Source organism: uncultured Phycicoccus sp. (assembly GCF_947495705.1).
Classification (GTDB): domain Bacteria; phylum Actinomycetota; class Actinomycetes; order Actinomycetales; family Dermatophilaceae; genus Phycicoccus.
In genome coordinates this window covers 146,889-163,522 of sequence record NZ_CANLZR010000008.1, presented here as the reverse complement: position 1 = coordinate 163,522, position 16,634 = coordinate 146,889, and the positions used below count along the sequence as shown (strand labels likewise).

The window sequence follows — 16,634 nt, the reverse complement described above, 5'->3', positions numbered from 1 at the left end:
GAGGGTGAGCGATGGCCAGGATCGAGATCTCCGCGTTCGCGCCCGACGACGACTCCCCGGTCTTCGTCATCTCGGTCGCGGCCGAACTCGCCGGGATGCACGCGCAGACGCTGCGGCAGTACGACCGGCTCGGCCTCGTCACCCCTTCCCGCACGAAGGGCGGTGGCCGCCGGTACTCCCAGCGGGACGTCGCGCTGCTCCGTGAGATCCAGCGCCTCTCGCAGGAGGAGGGCGTCTCGCTCGCCGGCATCGCACGCATCCTGGAGCTCGAGAACCAGGTCGAGGCGCTGCGGTCCCGGGTCGCCGAGCTGACCGCGCAGGTCGAGACGCTCGAAGCCGGCTCGGGACGCACGACCCGGGTGTTCTCGGTGAGCCCGACCGGCGACGTGTACGCGGCGCGGCTCGGCGAGCGCCCGAGGGACCGGCGCGGCCAGGCGCTCGTCGTGTGGCGGCCGAACCACCGCTGAGCGGCACCCTCACCCGAGCGGCCTGCCCCAGGGTCTTGGACATCTTCCAGCTCGTCCCCACCCACAGCGAGGTCATCGGGTCGGCAGGCGGGTGATCCAGTACGCAGCGGTGCCCGGCGAGGGGACGCCGAACCGGGCGTTGACTGCCCACAGCGCGCCGCCGGCCAGGGTGGCGGTGGCGGGGACGTCGAGGGTCGGGTCGGTTAGCGCGCCGGTCCAGCGGGCGGCCAGGCTGCGGCGGCGCCGGTCGAGCGCCAGCACCGACACCTCGGCGTTGCCGCTGCCCCGGACGACGTAGACGGTGCTGCCGCGGACCTCGATGCCGTCGCCGCCGGTGATCCCCGGCCCGCCGCGAACCGGCACCTCGCTGACGGCACCGGTGGCGGCGTCGACGGCCCACAGGCCGCCGGCGCTGCTGTGGTCGACGAGCAGCGTCCCGCGGCGGACCTCGCGGATGCCGTTGGCAGCGAGGTTGGCCCCGTCGAAGCCGGGCCACTCGCCCGTCAACGGTACGAAGCGCGGCAGCGTGCCGGTGGGCCGGCCGCGAGGGTCCAGGGCGATCGCGGTCAGCCGGTCGACCCGCGAGTCGGTGACCCACACGGCCCGGTCGGTGACGTCGAGGTCGTTGAGGAAGCTCCCACCGGGGACGACGACGTCGACCGCGACGTCGCCGGTGTGCCCGTCGACGGCCCAGACGTGGGCCACGGCGCCGACGTTGCCCGCGGCCCAGACCAGGCCGGACCGGGGATCCCAGCGCAGCCCGCGCAGCTGCCGGCCCGCAGCGCCCGGCAGGAGGGTGCGGACGGTCCCCGCGAGGAGGTCGCCGGTGACGATGCGCCCGTCGGCGAGAGAGCCGGCGTAGTACGTGGTGCCGGGCCCGGACGTGATGCCCTCGGGCCGGATGCCGTCCGGCAGGGCCACCGTCGGCGCGCGTCGGGCGGCGGCAGCCTGCGGCAGGGCCAGGAGGCTCACCGCCGCGAGAGCGGTGGCGCCGATGGCGGTGCGACGTGAAGGTCGGGAGGTACTCGGGGTCGTGGCCGTCGTCGTGTCCATGGTCCACCGTGCATCCCGCCCGCCCGCCGCGGCAAGGGGCAGGGCCGGCGGACCGGGCCGGTGTCGAACGACGTCCGGCAGCCCGGCGGTCAGACGGAGAGACGCGCGTGGGCCTTGGCCGCGGCGGAGAGGACGACGACGGCGGCGACCACGGCGGCGGCCGCGACGACGAGGGACTCCGGGGCGTCCGCCACGCGGCCGACGGCGATCCACCCCAGGCCCCACGCCATCGCGAAGGCCACCGCCCACCGCCCCCCGAGGCGCCGCGCGAACAGCACGCCGAGACCGGCGGCGACGGCCAGCACGACGACGGCGAGGATCTCGACGGTCGGGCTGCCGGGGTCGACGCCGCTCTCGGCGAGGGTGGCCGTGATGTTGGCGCACGTCGCGACCGCGACCCAGCCGAGGTAGAGGCCGAACGTGCCGTCGACGATGACCGTCTCGGCCGTCCCGTACGACGGGTGCTGCTGGAGCCGGCTCACGAGCAGGCCGAGCGTGGCCGCGAGCGCGAGGATGACGAGCACGCTGGCCCAGAGCCAGCCCTGCTGGGTCACGAGCAGCCATCCGGCGTTGAGAACCATCGACGCCGCGACGAGCCAGCCGACGGCCCGGTGGCGGGCGTCCGTCGCCTGCCCGGGGAGCCACTGCCACACGGTGTACGCCGCGAGTCCGAGGTAGATGGGGGTCCAGATCGAGAAGGCCGGACCGGCCGGGGCGATGAGGGTGGCGTCCGCCGCCAGGGCGCCCCCCGCGGACTCCTCGACCCGGGTGCCGAGGACCCCGACCCCGACGAGCGTGCCGACGACGCAGAACACCTCCGCGAGCGTGACGCCCACCTGGCGGATCCGGTCGGACCGCTGGACGTCGACTCGAGGCATGCGGTCATTCGACCACAGGCCACCGGCCGCGGCTCGCGCTGGGCGCGACCGACACCGCGTCGGAGTATCGTCACGAGGGTCGGACGACACCGTCCCGGGACCCTCCGGACGGAAGGCAGGTGGTCGTGGCCGTGGGCGCAGGGGCCCCGCGCTACTACCGGAACGTCGCCCTGGCCACCGTCGCACCCGGGGCCGGGCTGCTCCGGTCACCCCGTCGCGTGCTCGGGGCCGCGCTGCTCATCTCGTGGCTGGCCGGCGTCGGGTACGCCGGCTACCGCGTCGTCCGCGACGGCGGGCCGCTCCGTGCCGTGCTCGCCCTCGCGGTCGACCCCGGGGCGCTGGAGGCTCTCGCCGTGGCCGTCGGGGTCGCCGTCGTCCTCTGGGTGGCGTCGATCGTGCTCACGGCCGTCCACGCCTGGTCCCCGAGCAGCCCCCGGCATCCCCTGGCAGGGGTGGCTGCCGCCGGCCTCGGCTGCCTTCTCGTCGCGGCACCCGGCGCGCTGGCGGTCCGCTATCTCGACGTCCAGGCGGGGCTCGTCACCGATGTCTTCGTCGCCTCGGACGCGCCGGCCCCCGCCCCCGCGGCCCCGCTCGTGGAGTCGCCGACGGCGCCGGCTCCCGCGCCGACCGCGACGGCCGACCCGTGGGCCGGCGTCCCCCGCGTCAACCTCGTCGTGCTCGGATCCGATGCCGGGCCGAACCGGGTCGGGGTGCGCACGGACTCGATGGTCGTCGTGAGCATCGACCCGGCGACGGGGGACACCCTGCTCGTCGGGGTCCCGCGCAACCTCGAGAACGCGCCGATCCCCGCGTCGAACCCGCTGCACCGGCTCTTCCCGCACGGGTACGACTGCGGTGACCAGTGCCTCCTGAACGGCATCTGGACCCTCGCCGAGAACCACCGGCACCTCTTCCCCGGGGTGGCCGACCCGGGCCGGGCCTCCACGGTCGAGGTGGTGGCTGCCGTCACGGGTCTCGACCTCGCACACTCGGTCGTCGTCGACCTCGCCGGGTTTCGGCAGCTCGTCGACGCCCTGGGCGGTGTCGAGGTCGACGTGGCCGAGCGGGTGTGCGTCTCCTGCCGCCTCACGTCCGGGGGCGCGTTCGCGTGGACGTCGGACCGTCGCGAGTGGATCGAGCCCGGCCGGCAGCGCCTCGACGGGTTCCACGCGCTGTGGTACGCCCGCTCGCGGGCGACGAGTGACGACTTCAGCCGGATGCGGCGCCAGCGGTGCGTCGCCGGCGCGCTCCTCGAACAGGCCGACCCGGTGCGGCTGCTCACGCGATACCCGGCCATCGCCGAGGCGCTGCGGTCCAACGTCTCGGTCGACATCCCGCGCGAGGACCTCCCCGCCTGGGTCGAGCTGCTCGAGCGGGTCCAGGCCGGGGGCTCGATCCGGTCGCTCCCGCTCACCGACGACGTCATCGACCCCGGTCGCCCCGACTACGCGCGGATCCGCGCGCTCGTCCGGACCGCGCTGGTGCCGCCCGCGGCCGCGACCCCGGGGCCGAGCGCCACCCGGTCCGCGGCGGGCGGTGCCGGTGGCTCGCCCGTGACCCCGCCGTCCCCGACGGCGGACCCGGGCCGGGCGCTCGGCCTCGCGGCCACCTGCTGACGCCCCGTCCGGCGCGTTCCCTCGCTAGCGTGGCTCACGCCCGCCCGGCCGGCCCCGCCTGGCCTGGACCGACCGCGACCGAGAGGTGTGCCGATGACGACGTCCGCCGGCCCGGAGGCCTGCCGGACGCGGCACGTCGTCGTCATGGGGGTCTCCGGGTCCGGCAAGTCGACCGTGGCGCGCGGGGTGGCGGAGGCGCTCGGCGTGGTCTTCGCCGACGCCGACGACTTCCACCCTTCGGCGAACGTCGCGAAGATGACCGCCGGCACCCCCCTCACCGATGTCGACCGGGGGCCGTGGCTCGAGGACCTGGCGGCCTGGATGGCCGAGCAGGCGGGGCGGGGCCGGTCCACGGTCCTGGCGTGCTCGGCGCTGCGACGCTCCTACCGCGACGTGCTCCGGCACGGCCCGCCGAGCGTGCAGTTCGTCCATCTCGACGGGCCGGCCGAGGTCATCGCGGCCCGACTGTCGGGCCGGTCCGAGCACTTCATGCCGCGCTCGCTGCTCGAGTCCCAGATCGCCGCGGTCGAGCCGCTGGAGCCCGACGAGGACGGCGTCGTGCTCGACGTGCGCCTCGACCCCGGGACGCTCGTCGAGCGCACCGTCGACTGGCTGCGGACAGCCTGAGTGGAATAGACTCAACTTTGGTGAGCGTTGCCCCTCCAGCGACACCATCCGCACCACCGAGGAGACCGGACGTATGGACCTGAAGCCGACCACGAAGGTGGCCGAGGCGCTCGCTCTCGCCCAGCGCGCCGCGCAGAGCGAGGGGCATGCCGAGATCACCCCCGACCACCTGACCAGCGCTGCCCTGCGCCTCGACACCCCCCTCGCCGACGCCCTGCTCACCGCCGCCGGCACCGGCGCCGCGCAGGTGCTGGCCCAGGCCGATGCCCGCCTGCGCGCCCTCCCGACGACCAGCGGGGCGGCCGCCGCCCCGACCTTCGGGCGGGACGCCCTCGCCGTCCTCCAGCAGGCGGACACCCTGATGCGCGCCAACGGCGACACCTACCTCGCCCTCGACCTGCTGATCCTCGCCCTCGCCGAGAGCGGCCGCCTCGCGGCCGTCGAGAAGCGCGGGGCCGCCGACATGGAGCAGAAGGTCAAGGAGCTGCGTGCCGGGCGCCAGGTGACCTCCGAGACCCCGGCCGAGTCGGGGGAGGCGCTCGCCACGTACGGCACCGACCTCACCCAGGCCGCCCGTGACGGCCGGCTCGACCCCGTCATCGGCCGCGACGACGAGATCCGCCGCGTCGTGCAGGTCCTCTCCCGGCGGACGAAGAACAACCCCGTGCTCATCGGGGACCCCGGCGTCGGCAAGACGGCCGTCGTCGAGGGGCTCGCGCAGCGCATCGTCGACGGCGACGTCCCGGAGTCGCTCCGCGGCAAGCGGCTCGTCGCGCTGGACCTCGGCGCCATGGTCGCCGGCGCCAAGTACCGCGGCGAGTTCGAGGAGCGGCTCAAGGCCGTGCTCGAGGAGATCAAGGCCAGCGACGGCGAGGTCGTCACCTTCATCGACGAGCTGCACACCGTCGTCGGCGCCGGGGCCACCGGCGAGTCCGCGATGGACGCGAGCAACATGCTCAAGCCGATGCTCGCCCGCGGCGAGCTGCGGCTTGTCGGCGCGACGACGCTCGACGAGTTCCGCCAGCACGTCGAGAAGGACCCCGCCCTCGAGCGGCGCTTCCAGCAGGTGTTCGTGGGCGAGCCGTCGGTCGAGGACACCATCGCCATCCTCCGCGGCCTCAAGGAGCGCTACGAGGCGCACCACAAGGTCGAGATCGAGGACTCCGCGCTCGTGGCCGCCGCGTCGCTGTCGGACCGGTACATCACCGGCCGCCAGCTGCCCGACAAGGCGATCGACCTCGTCGACGAGGCCGCGTCCCGGCTGCGGATGGAGATCGACTCGAGCCCCGTCGAGATCGATGTGCTCCGGCGCGCCGTCGACCGGCTCAAGATGGAGGAGCTCCATCTCGCCAAGGAGACCGACGAGGCCTCGGTGGAGCGGCTCGAACGGCTGCGCGCCGACCTCGCCGACAAGAACGAGGAGCTCGCCACGCTCACCGCGCGGTGGGAGAGCGAGAAGCAGGGCCTGAACCGGGTCGGTGACCTCAAGGCCCGCCTCGACGACCTGCGGACCCAGGCCGACCGGCTCCAGCGCGAGGGCGACTACGAGGGCGCCTCGCGGCTGCTGTACGGCGAGATCCCCGCCCTCCAGGCCGAGCTCGAGGCCGCCCAGGCCGCCGAGAGCCAGGCCGGCGACGCCGACCTCATGGTCAAGGAGCGGGTCGGGGCCGACGACATCGCCGAGGTCATCGCGGCCTGGACCGGCATCCCCGCCGGCCGCCTGCTCCAGGGCGAGACCGAGAAGCTGCTGTCGATGGAGTCGATCATCGGCGCGCGCCTCGTCGGGCAGGTCGACGCGGTCCGGTCCGTCTCCGACGCCGTGCGCCGGTCCCGGGCCGGTGTCGCCGACCCCGACCGCCCGACCGGCTCCTTCCTCTTCCTCGGCCCCACCGGTGTCGGCAAGACCGAGCTCGCGAAGTCGCTGGCGGACTTCCTCTTCGACGACGAGCGCGCGATGGTCCGGATCGACATGTCCGAGTACTCCGAGCGCCACGCGGTGGCCCGGCTCATCGGCGCCCCGCCCGGCTACGTCGGGTACGAGGAGGGCGGCCAGCTGACCGAGGCCGTGCGGCGCCGCCCGTACTCCGTCGTGCTGCTCGACGAGGTCGAGAAGGCCCACCCCGAGACTTTCGACATCCTGCTCCAGGTCCTCGACGACGGCCGGCTCACCGACGGCCAGGGGCGCACGGTCGACTTCCGCAACGTCATCCTCGTCATGACCTCGAACCTCGGGTCGCAGTTCCTCGTCGACCCGACGATGGACCCGGACGCCCAGCGCGACGCCGTCCTCGCAGCGGTTCGTGGCGCCTTCAAGCCGGAGTTCCTCAACCGGCTCGACGAGGTCGTCGTCTTCGACGCTCTCACGACCGACGAGCTCGCGCGGATCGTCGACCTCCAGGTGCACGAGCTCGGCAGCCGGCTGCGCGGACGCCGGGTCGACCTCGAGGTCACCGACGACGCGAAGGCCTGGCTCGCCGCCCGGGGCTACGACCCCGCCTTCGGTGCCCGCCCGCTGCGCCGGCTCGTCCAGCGCGAGATCGGCGACCGGCTCGCCACCGGCCTGCTGTCGGGTGAGGTCCGCGACGGCGACACCGTCACCGTCACGCTGGCCGAATCGGGCGACGGGCTCGCCCTCGGCTGACCCCGGGCGGCGGCGAGTGGCGGTTACTCTTCGGCCATGCGCCGCCGCCCCGTCATCGTCGCGGCGCTCGCCGCCACCCTCCTGGCGGCCGGGTGCGCCGGCAGTGCCGACGGGGACGTCACCCAGCCGCCCGAGCGGACCGCCGCGCAACGGCTGGAGGCGGCCAGGACGGCCGTCGCGGAGGCCGGCACGCTCAAGCTCGTGCTCACGAGCACGGACGTCCCCCCGACCGAGAACGGGGTCACCGCGGCCACCGGCTCGGGCGTCGTCAGCGTCACCGAGCCCAGCTTCCAGGGCACCATCACCGGCACCATCCAGGGGGTCGCGGCCACCGTCGAGGTCATCGCGGTCGGCGAGGACACCTACCTCAAGCTCTTCACGCCCGACTTCGAGCCCTTCGACCTCTCGACCCTGAACGCCCCGAACCCCGCCACCTTCCTCGACCCGGCCGAGGGCATCGCCGCGCTCCTGCCCGACACCGGCAGCCCGACCCTCGGCGGTCGGGTGCGGGCCGGAGCGGACGTGCTCGACCAGGTGACCGGGACGCTGCCCGCGCAGCAGGTCGCGGACCTCTTCCGTCTCGGCGAGGGCACCGGTGAGTACCAGGTGACCTACGGGCTCACCGAGGGCGACGAGCTGCGGACCGCGACGCTCGTCGGCCCGTTCTTCGGCCCCACCGACTCGACGTACACGCTGACCTTGAGCGACTACGGCACCCCCGTTGACATCACCCGCCCCTAGGGCGCTGCTCGCCGCGGCGTCGGTGGCCGTCGCCCTGGCCGCCGCCGACACCTACGTCGTCGTGCTCGCCCTCACCGACATGATGCGCGGTGTCGGCGTCGGCATCGAGTCCCTCCAGCGGGCGACCCCGATCATCTCCGGCTTCCTCCTCGGCTACGTCGCGGTGCTCCCGCTCGTCGGGCGGCTGTCCGACCTCGTCGACCGCCGCCGGGTGCTCCTCGGCTGCCTCGCGGTCTTCGTCGTCGGCTCGCTCGTCACCGCGCTCGCCGTCGAGCTGCCCGTCCTCGTCGGGGGCCGGGTCGTGCAGGGCGTCGGCGGTGGCGGCCTCGTCCCAGCCACCCTCGCCCTGGTCGCCGATCTCTGGCCGGCCGGGCGGCGCGGCGTGCCGCTCGGGGTCGTCGGCGCCGTCCAGGAGCTGGGGTCGGTGCTCGGGCCGGTCCTCGGCGCGGCCGTGCTGGTCGTCGCCGACTGGCGGGCGATCTTCTGGCTCGGGGCGGTGGCCGGGGTCCTGCTCGCGGGAGCCGTCGTCGTGACCGGCGGGGGTGGGCTGAACCGCCCCCGGGTGGTCCCCTCCTCGCTCGGCCTGGCCGCCGCTGCCGCCGGTGGCCTCGCGCTCGCCGCCCCGGCCGCGCTCGCCACGAGCGTCACCCTCGGGCTGCCCTTCGTGCCGTTCGGGGGAGCGACGTCCCGGCTCGCCACGCCGATCGGGATCGTCGCCGGAGTGCTCACCGTCCTCGCCCTCGCCGCGACGATGCGGGGCCGCTGGGCGGTCGTGCGCCGGGTCGACCTGCTCGGGGCCCTGCTCGTCGGCGGGGCGCTGGCGTGTGTCGTGCTCACCTTCGCCGCGGCCGAGCCGGAGCGCGAGGTGGTGGGGCCGCTCGGCTACGCCCTGCTCCCGGTGGCGGCCCTGCTCGCCGTGCTCTACCTCGTGCACCACCGGCGCACCGTGACCCCCCTCGTGCCACGGGGCCTGGTCCGCGGGCGGCTCGTCCGCGCGCTCGCCACCTCGCTGCTCGTCGGGGTCGCCCTCGTGGCCGTCGTCGTCGACGTGCCGCTGCTCGCCCGCCTCGTGCTCACCACCGACCAGACCGAGGCGGCGCTGGTCCTGGTCCGCTTCCTCGTCGCCGTCCCGGTCGGCGCGCTGGCGGGTGGCTGGGCGCTGCGCCACCTCGGCCCCGGGCTCGTCGCCGGCGCGGGGCTGGGGCTCACGACGGTCGGGCTCGCCGCGATGTCGACCTGGGGAGTGGGCTCGCTCGAGCAGTGGACGTCGACCGTGGTCCTCGCGGCGACCGGCCTCGGGATCGGGCTGGCCCTGGCTCCGGTCAACGACGCCGCCCTGGCCGAGTCCTCCGAGGACACCCACGGCGCCGCCTCGGCGCTCGTCGTCGTGGCCCGGATGGTGGGGATGGTCGTCGGTCTCGCGCTGCTGACCGCGGTCGGCCTGCACGCCTACTACGAGGCGGTGGCGGCGCTGCCGGACCCGACGGACACCGAGGCCCTGCGCGAGGCGGCGGTCGTCCAGGTGTCCTCGGTGTTCCGTGGGGCTGCGGTGGCGGCCGGTCTCGGTGCCGTCGTGGCACTGACGCTCGGGCGCGCCGTCCGGCGGGTGGACGGCCTCGTCGCGCACGGGGCCGGGGTGACCGGCCGGGAGTAGCGTCGCCCTCATGGCCACCGTGAGCGACATCCTCCTCGACGCCCTCGGCCGGGTGCGCGAGACCGTGCACGGCCTCCTCGACGACACTCCCGAGGAGGTCCTCGCCCAACCGCCTGCACCCGGAGCCAACACCGTGGCGTGGCTGCTCTGGCACCTCACCCGGACCCTCGACTCGCACGTGGCCGACGCCTTCGACCGCGACGTCGTGTGGACCTCCGGCGGCTGGTACGACCGGTTCGCGCTGCCGTTCCCCGCGAGCGCCCACGGCTACGGGCAGTCCTACGACGACGTCCTCGCGGTCCGGGCCACGGCCGCGGACCTGCGCGGCTACTTCGACGCGACCTACGAGCTCGTCGCGGACGCCCTCGGGAGCGTCACCGCCGACGACCTCGACCGGGTCGTCGACGAGGGCTGGGACCCCCCGGTGACCCTCGGGGTCCGGCTCGTCAGCGCCCTCAACGACGCCACCCAGCACGTCGGCCAGGCGTCCTACGCCGTGGGCATCCTCACCCGCGGCTGACCCGGGGGCTCGCGCCCTGGCCGTCGACGCCCACCGGCACGGGCAGCGGACGGACCCCCGAGAGGCGCTTGCGGTAGCGCACCCGCCCTGCATAGTGCTCGAGCGCCTGCCACAGCGCCGCATGCGCGGCCCAGGGGAGCGGGTCCTCGCCCTGGCGCCAGGACGCCCCGAACGAGACCCACACCGGGACCCAGTGCTCCGCGTCGTCCCACGCCCCCCGCCGGGCGAGCAGGACGCGGCGGCGGTACTGGAACGCCTGCCGTGGCCCGTCCGGGCAGATCGGAGCCGTCGCCATCGGCCACACCCGCAGGTCGAGGTGCATGAGCGCCACCTCGAGGTCGCCGAGGATCGCGGGGTCGACGAGGACCGTCGCGACGTTCTCGTGGGGCGGGCGGGTCATCCCGGCACGGTAGCCCGGCGCACCGGGCGGCGTCAGCCCCTGACCGCCACGAGGACGACGGCGGTCGACCCTCAGGCGTCGAGCTCGACGACGACCGGCGCGTGGTCGCTGGCGCCGGCGCCCTTGCGCTCCTCGCGGTCGATGACGGCGCCCGCCACGCGGTCGGCGAAGGAGCGCGAGCCGAGGACGAAGTCGATCCGCATCCCGCGCTTCTTCGGGAAGGCCAGCCGCTGGTAGTCCCAGTACGTGTACGTCCCGGGGCCCGGGGCGTGCGGACGGACGACGTCGACGAAGCCGGAGTCGAGGAACGCGCCGAACGCCGCCCGCTCGGGGGGGCTGACGTGCGACTTGTCGAGGTAGTACTCCATCGACCAGACGTCCTCGTCCCGGGGGGCGATGTTCCAGTCGCCGCACAACGCCACCGGGGTGCCGTCGGCCGCCCACTCGACGGCGCGCTCGCGCAGCCGCCCCAGCCAGGCGAGCTTGTACGCCATGTGCGGGTCGTCGAGCGCCCTCCCGTTGGGGACGTAGACGGACCACATCCGGATCCCGCCGCAGGTGGCGCCGATGGAGCGGGCCTCGGCCGCGAGCGGCTCACCCCAGCCGGGGTCGCCGTCGAACCCCACCTGGACGTCGTCGAGCCCGACCCGGCTGAGGATGGCGACCCCGTTCCACTGGTTGAGGCCGTGGTGGGCCACCTCGTAGCCGAGGGCGCGGAACCGGTCGTACGGGAACTGCTCGTCCTTGGCCTTGGTCTCCTGCATCGCGAGGACGTCGACGTCGGAGCGCCGGAGCCAGGCCTCGACACGGTCGGCCCGGGAGCGGATGGAGTTGACGTTCCAGGTGGCGATGCGCACGGCCACACCCTAACCGCGGGCGCCGACGGGCCTAGGGTCCAGTCATGAGCACCGCCCTCGTCACCGGAGCCTCCGCAGGGATCGGCCGTGCCCTCGCGCAGCGGCTCGCCCACGACGGCCACGACCTCGTCCTCGTCGCCCGCGACCGCGCCCGCCTCGAGCGCCTCGCCGCCGAGCTCCGCGACCGCCACGGGAGCACCGTGGAGGTGCTCGTGGCCGACCTCGCCGACCGGCAGCAGACCGAGGAGGTGTGCGTCCGCCTCGCCGACCGCGAGCGCCCCGTCGACCTGCTCGTCAACAACGCCGGCTTCGGGCTGCACCGTCCGTTCCTCGACAACGACCTGGCGCAGGAGGAGGCCGCACTCGAGGTCATGGTGCGGGCGGTGCTCGTCACGTGCCACGCGGCAGGGCGGGCGATGCGCGAGCGCGGCCACGGGGCGATCCTCAACGTCAGCTCGGTCGCCGGGTTCCTCGCGAGCGGCACGTACTCGGCCGAGAAGTCCTTCGTAACCGTCTTCTCCGAGAGCCTCGCGAGCCAGCTCCACGGCACCGGCGTCACCGTCACGGCGCTGTGCCCCGGGCTCACCCGCACCGAGTTCCACGAGCGCGCCCGGATGCGCCTGCCGGGGCTGCCGCAGGGCCTGTGGCTCGACGCCGACGAGGTCGCGCGGCAGGCGCTGGCCGACGTCGCCGCGGGGAGGGTGCTGTCCGTCCCCGGCCCGCAGTGGAAGGTCGCGACCCTCGCCGTGCGGGCGCTGCCCCGCCCGCTGAGACGCGGCGGCGCGATGCGCCTGCTCGAGCGCAGCCGGCGTCGCTCCTGAGGGTCCGCAACCGGGATGTATCAGGGGCGGCCCAGCCGGCTCCTTCCGGTCGTGACGACGTTGCTGCAGGTCGACGAAGAGCGGGGCACCCTGGTGGACTGGCCGTGGCGTTTCCTCGCCCTCATCTCGGCGATCCCACCGCACGCCTGGGACGCCATCAGCCCGCGAGGGCGGGTGCACGAGCGCCTCGTCGACCGGGTCGGCGAGCTGACGGGGTCCGGGCCCCTGGTGCCGCACGAGTCGGTGCTCGGGGCGCGTCTGCTCCAGGGCCTCGCGTACGCGGGGGCGGGAGCCGCGCTGCTCGGCGAGGTCGACGAGTGGTGCGCCACGGGCTGGCCGGGCCGCTGGCCCCGGCCGCAGGCGCACCGGCGCTGGGACGAGGCCATGATCTTCGCCGGCGGCGCGCTGGCCGCGGCCCGGCTCGCCGACCTGGGGGAAGGTGGGTCCGAGCAGCACGGGGCCCTGGCGGAGGCGGCCCACCGGCTGGCCGTGCGAGCGCTCGCGAACTGACCCGGGCGGAGTGGTGACACGTCGGGGAGTCGGGTCTACCGTGGCTGCATGGGCGCGGACGCCGAGTCCGACACGCTGCGGGAGTACCGGCACCTCCTGCGGACCGCCTCCGCCGACTGGCAGGAGACGGCCCACCGGCATGCCCTGACGGCGATGGGCCCGAGCGAGCGGGCAGCAGTGCTGGCCGAGGTCCGGCGGTTGCTGCTCGCGGGAACCCGTGTGGGCGTCGACGACGTGCATGCCATCGCCCGCCTCCTCGTCCTCGCCGAGCGCCGCCGGCCTCGCCTGCTCCTGGACCAGATGCAGCCTGACCTCCTGGGCCATCTCGCCACGCGCGTCGTCGCCAGCCCGATCGGGCGGATGCTGCGGGCCGGCTACGACGTGTGGGACGGCCAGGAGCCGCCGCGCCCCTACGAGCCGCCCGTTACCCCGGACCTCCACCAGAACTGGCACACCCAGATCCCCTCCCTCGGCACGGACCTCGGGGCCACCGGCTACGTGCTTCGGCCGTCCCGCCGCCGGTGAGCGGCCGGTGGCGCCGGAGTCGCCGCCGCCGGCACCGCCTACCGTGGTGCCCGTGACCGACATCGCCGCCGACCGCGCCCGCCTCCTCCAGATCATCCGCGACCAGGCCGTCGTCCACGGCCGGGTCACCCTGTCCTCGGGCGCGGAGGCCGACTACTACGTCGACCTCCGCCGCGTCACCCTCGACGGCGAGGCGAGCCCGCTCGTCGGCCGGGTGATGCTCGACCTCGTCGCGGACCTCGAGTTCGACGCGGTCGGGGGGCTCACCCTCGGCGCCGACCCGGTGGCGACCGCGATGCTCCACGCCCGCGCGGCCGCCGGCGGGCGGCTCGACGCCTTCGTCGTCCGCAAGGCCGGCAAGGCGCACGGGCTGCAGCAGCGCATCGAGGGCCCCTCGGTGCAGGGCCGCCGCGTCCTCGTCGTCGAGGACACCTCGACGACCGGGGCCTCGCCGCTGGACGCCGCCCGCGCGGTGCAGGACGCCGGCGGCACCGTCGTCGCCGTGGCGACCATCGCCGACCGCGCCACGGGAGCCGCGCAGGTCTTCGCCGACGCCGGGCTGGAGTACCGCCACGTCTACGGGCTCGAGGACCTCGGCCTGGCCTGAGCCGCCGCCACCGAACAGAGCACGCCGCGCGGGCCAGGCCCACGCGGCGTGCTCTGTTCGGGTGGAGCGTCAGGTCACTGGTGGACCACCTGCTTGACCTCGCCGCTCTTGACCCGGTCGAAGTACCCGTGGATGACCGACCGGATGACCGGCGCCATGATGTACAGCCCGATGAGGTTGGGGATGGACATCAGGAAGATCATCGAGTCCGAGAAGTTGATGACCGGCCCGAGGGCGGCCGCGGAGCCGATGACGGTGAAGACCAGGAAGATGCCCTTGAAGACGTTCTCCGCGGTCTGGTTGTCACCGAAGAGGTACCCGGTGGCCTTCATGCCGTAGTACGACCAGGAGATCATCGTCGAGAAGGCGAAGAGCACGACCGCCACCGCGAGGACCGTGGGGAACCACGGCAGCACGGTCTCGAAGGACTGCGACGTCAGGGCGACCCCGCCGAGCTCGGTCGCATCCGGGAGGGCGTACGTGCCCGTGATGACGATCGTCAGCGCGGTCATCGTGCAGATGACGACGGTGTCGATGAACGGCTCGAGCATCGCGACGAAGCCCTCGGTCGCGGGCTCCTTCGTCTTGACCGCCGAGTGCGCCACCGAGGCGGAGCCGAGGCCCGCCTCGTTCGAGAACGCTGCCCGCTGGAAGCCGACGATGAGGGCGCCGATCGCGCCGCCCGCGACACCTTCGGGGCTGAACGCGCCGGAGAAGATGAGGCCGATGGCCTCGGGCAGCGCGGTGATGTTCCACAGCAGCACGACGATGCAGGCCGCGACGTAGAGGACGGCCATGAACGGCACGATCTTCTCGGTCACGCGCGCGATGCTCTTGATGCCGCCGATGATGACCGCGCCGGCGAGCGCCGCGAAGACGAGCCCGATGATCCACGGCGAGCCGGCGAGGAAGGAGTCGTCGCCACCGGTGACCGCGATGATCTGGGCGGTCGCCTGGTTGGACTGGAACATGTTCCCGCCGCCGAGCGCACCACCGATCATGCAGACCGCGAAGATGACGGCGAGGACCTTGCCGAACCCGCCCATCCCGCGCTCGGCGAGGCCGTCGCGCAGGTAGTACATGGGGCCGCCGGAGACCGAGCCGTCGGCGTGCTCACGGCGGTACTTGACGCCGAGCATGCACTCGGCCATCTTCGTCGCCATCCCGAGCAGGCCCGCGAGGATCATCCAGAAGGTCGCGCCCGGCCCGCCGAGCGCGATCGCGATGGCGACGCCGGCGATGTTGCCGAGGCCGACGGTGCCGGAGACGGCGGTGGCGAGCGCCTGGAAGTGCGAGACCTCACCGGCGTCGTCGGGGTTGGAGTACTTGCCGCGGACCAGGTCGATCGCCAGCCGCGGCCCGCGGACCTGCATGAAGCCGAGCCAGATGGTGAAGAAGGCTCCGGCGATGACGAGCCAGACGACGATGAGCGGCACCTCGGTGCCGAAGAAGGGCACCGTCGTGAAGACGATGCCGGTGATCGTGTCGGAGAGGGAGTTGAACCAGTCGACCGGATTCATCAGGGCACCACCGTCACGGGAACATGGGCATGCTGGACGAGGCGGCTCGCGACCGAGCCGAAGACGGCCTCGCGGAGGCCGCTGTCGCCGGTGCGGCCGACGATGATGTGGACCGCCTTGGTGTCGCCGGCGATGTCGGACAAGGTCTCGGACGGCTTGCCGTGCCGGACCATCTCGGTGTGCGGCACGCCGCCGCGCTCCGCGATCTCGGCCATCGGGACGAGGACCTGCTCGGTGGCGGCCGCGACCTCCCGCTCCTTCTCGCGGTGGCGGTGCTCGTTCTCGGTCGGTGTCTGGAACGAGTACGGCGTCCACGGGATGACGTGGACGAGCACCACCTTCCAGGAGTTGCGCTGGGCGCGATCGACAGCGAACTCCACCGCGCGGGTGGATGCATCGCTGTTGTCGACGCCGACGACGACGGTGTCCATACGGGCCTCCCGGTCCGGCATTCGGTTGGTCCTGCGTCAACCTAGCGGAGTCGATGTGACGTGCGCCATGGTTGCGAGTCCTAGGATCGCCGTGTCGCCGTCGGCTCAGGAGGCCCCGTGCTCATCGCCACGATCGTCATCATCGTCCTTCTCGTCGCGCTCGTCGGATGGGCGATCGGCATCTACAACGGCCTGGTCAAGCTCCGGAACCTCGTCGAGGAGGCGTGGCGCCAGATCGACGTCGAGCTCACCAGGCGGCACGACCTCATCGGCAACCTCGTCGAGACCGTCAAGGGCTACGCGGCGCACGAGCGGGGCACCCTCGAGGAGGTCGTCTCGGCCCGGGCGAAGGCGATGGCGCCCGGCCAGTCCCCCGCGCAGCAGGCCGAGAGCGAGAACTTTCTCAGCCAGGCGCTCGGCCGGCTCCTCGCCATCGCCGAGGCCTACCCCGACCTCAAGGCGAACGAGAACTTCCTCGCCCTGCAGGCCGAGCTGACCTCCACCGAGGACCGCATCGCCTCGGCCCGGCGCTACTACAACGCGACGGTGCGCGACCTCAACACCCGGGTCGAGACCGTGCCGTCGAACATCGTCGCCGGGATGTTCGGGATCAAGCGGGCCGAGTACTTCGAGGCCGAGGGCGAGGAGCGTGAGGCCCCGCGGGTCGACTTCGGCGGGCGCGACGTCCCCCCGCCCCCCGGGGCCTGAGCGTCCACCGGTCGGTGGACGACGGATCCACCGCTCGGGCGTCGCGCGTCGCGGCCCG

The 16,634-nt window shown here is 74.0% G+C and carries 18 protein-coding genes; 12 read left to right on the top strand and 6 right to left on the bottom strand.

Features of this window, described 5'->3' with window-relative positions; genetic code table 11:
• Window positions 1–11 precede the first annotated feature (11 nt).
• Window positions 12–467, top strand: coding sequence for a heat shock protein transcriptional repressor HspR (locus tag Q0963_RS12580; protein WP_299446334.1), 456 nt, complete (start codon window positions 12–14; stop codon window positions 465–467).
• A gap of 72 nt (window positions 468–539) precedes the next feature.
• Here the strand turns inward: Q0963_RS12580 and Q0963_RS12575 are convergent, their stop codons facing one another.
• Together Q0963_RS12575 and Q0963_RS12570 are read right to left on the bottom strand one after the other, a co-directional pair.
• Window positions 540–1,520: a hypothetical protein gene (locus tag Q0963_RS12575; protein WP_299446332.1), complete on the bottom strand. Its 981-nt coding sequence runs from the start codon at window positions 1,518–1,520 to the stop codon at window positions 540–542.
• A gap of 89 nt (window positions 1,521–1,609) precedes the next feature.
• Entirely contained in the window at window positions 1,610–2,398 is a 789-nt protein-coding gene (locus Q0963_RS12570; RefSeq protein ID WP_299446330.1) for a tryptophan-rich sensory protein, read from the bottom strand.
• Window positions 2,399–2,523: 125 nt separating this feature from the next.
• Here Q0963_RS12570 and Q0963_RS12565 point away from each other — a divergent pair, with 125 nt between their 5' ends.
• The 6 genes from Q0963_RS12565 to Q0963_RS12540 all read left to right on the top strand — a co-directional run bounded on the left by Q0963_RS12565 (window position 2,524) and on the right by Q0963_RS12540 (window position 10,197).
• On the top strand, window positions 2,524–4,014 hold the full coding sequence (locus Q0963_RS12565) for an LCP family protein (RefSeq protein ID WP_299446328.1): 1,491 nt from the start codon (window positions 2,524–2,526) through the stop codon (window positions 4,012–4,014).
• 93 nt (window positions 4,015–4,107) lie between these two features.
• Window positions 4,108–4,641: a gluconokinase gene (locus tag Q0963_RS12560; protein WP_299446326.1), complete on the top strand. Its 534-nt coding sequence runs from the start codon at window positions 4,108–4,110 to the stop codon at window positions 4,639–4,641.
• A gap of 73 nt (window positions 4,642–4,714) precedes the next feature.
• Entirely contained in the window at window positions 4,715–7,282 is a 2,568-nt protein-coding gene (locus tag Q0963_RS12555; RefSeq protein WP_299446324.1) for an ATP-dependent Clp protease ATP-binding subunit, read from the top strand.
• 36 nt (window positions 7,283–7,318) lie between these two features.
• Complete coding sequence (locus tag Q0963_RS12550) at window positions 7,319–8,023, top strand: LppX_LprAFG lipoprotein (protein ID WP_299446322.1); 705 nt, start codon at window positions 7,319–7,321, stop codon at window positions 8,021–8,023.
• Window positions 8,004–9,677, top strand: coding sequence for an MFS transporter (locus tag Q0963_RS12545; RefSeq protein WP_299446320.1), 1,674 nt, complete (start codon window positions 8,004–8,006; stop codon window positions 9,675–9,677). The genes Q0963_RS12550 and Q0963_RS12545 overlap by 20 nt, the downstream gene beginning before the upstream one ends.
• A 10-nt stretch (window positions 9,678–9,687) precedes the next feature.
• A complete protein-coding gene (locus tag Q0963_RS12540) occupies window positions 9,688–10,197 on the top strand; it encodes a mycothiol transferase (RefSeq protein WP_299446318.1) in 510 nt (169 codons plus the stop codon).
• Here the strand turns inward: Q0963_RS12540 and Q0963_RS12535 are convergent.
• Both Q0963_RS12535 and Q0963_RS12530 read right to left on the bottom strand, forming a co-directional pair.
• Window positions 10,184–10,597, bottom strand: a complete 414-nt coding sequence (locus tag Q0963_RS12535) for a hypothetical protein (protein WP_299446316.1) — start codon at window positions 10,595–10,597, stop codon at window positions 10,184–10,186. The two genes, Q0963_RS12540 and Q0963_RS12535, sit on opposite strands and share 14 nt — an antisense overlap.
• Before the next feature lie 71 nt (window positions 10,598–10,668).
• Window positions 10,669–11,454 (bottom strand): exodeoxyribonuclease III, encoded by a 786-nt coding sequence (locus tag Q0963_RS12530; RefSeq protein WP_299446314.1) that lies wholly within the window; start codon window positions 11,452–11,454, stop codon window positions 10,669–10,671.
• A 44-nt stretch (window positions 11,455–11,498) separates the two neighbouring features.
• On the opposite strand from Q0963_RS12530, the gene Q0963_RS12525 reads away from it, so the two are divergent.
• The 4 genes from Q0963_RS12525 to pyrE are packed head-to-tail and all read left to right on the top strand — an operon-like array spanning window position 11,499 to window position 13,917.
• Window positions 11,499–12,275: an SDR family oxidoreductase gene (locus Q0963_RS12525; RefSeq protein ID WP_299446312.1), complete on the top strand. Its 777-nt coding sequence runs from the start codon at window positions 11,499–11,501 to the stop codon at window positions 12,273–12,275.
• A gap of 51 nt (window positions 12,276–12,326) precedes the next feature.
• Complete coding sequence (locus Q0963_RS12520) at window positions 12,327–12,785, top strand: hypothetical protein (RefSeq protein ID WP_299446310.1); 459 nt, start codon at window positions 12,327–12,329, stop codon at window positions 12,783–12,785.
• Window positions 12,786–12,833: 48 nt separating this feature from the next.
• Window positions 12,834–13,310: a hypothetical protein gene (locus tag Q0963_RS12515; RefSeq protein ID WP_299446309.1), complete on the top strand. Its 477-nt coding sequence runs from the start codon at window positions 12,834–12,836 to the stop codon at window positions 13,308–13,310.
• 52 nt (window positions 13,311–13,362) lie between these two features.
• Entirely contained in the window at window positions 13,363–13,917 is a 555-nt protein-coding gene (pyrE, locus tag Q0963_RS12510; protein WP_299446306.1) for an orotate phosphoribosyltransferase, read from the top strand.
• Window positions 13,918–13,991: 74 nt separating this feature from the next.
• Here the strand turns inward: pyrE and Q0963_RS12505 are convergent, their stop codons facing one another.
• Together Q0963_RS12505 and Q0963_RS12500 are read right to left on the bottom strand one after the other, a co-directional pair.
• Window positions 13,992–15,437, bottom strand: coding sequence for a sodium:alanine symporter family protein (locus Q0963_RS12505; RefSeq protein ID WP_299446305.1), 1,446 nt, complete (start codon window positions 15,435–15,437; stop codon window positions 13,992–13,994).
• A complete protein-coding gene (locus Q0963_RS12500; protein ID WP_299446303.1) occupies window positions 15,437–15,868 on the bottom strand; it encodes a universal stress protein in 432 nt (143 codons plus the stop codon). Before Q0963_RS12500 ends, Q0963_RS12505 begins: the two co-directional genes overlap by 1 nt.
• Window positions 15,869–15,985: 117 nt before the next feature.
• Between Q0963_RS12500 and Q0963_RS12495 the strand changes: the two genes are divergently transcribed.
• On the top strand, window positions 15,986–16,576 hold the full coding sequence (locus tag Q0963_RS12495; protein WP_299446301.1) for a LemA family protein: 591 nt from the start codon (window positions 15,986–15,988) through the stop codon (window positions 16,574–16,576).
• The last annotated feature ends 58 nt before the right edge of the window (window positions 16,577–16,634 follow it).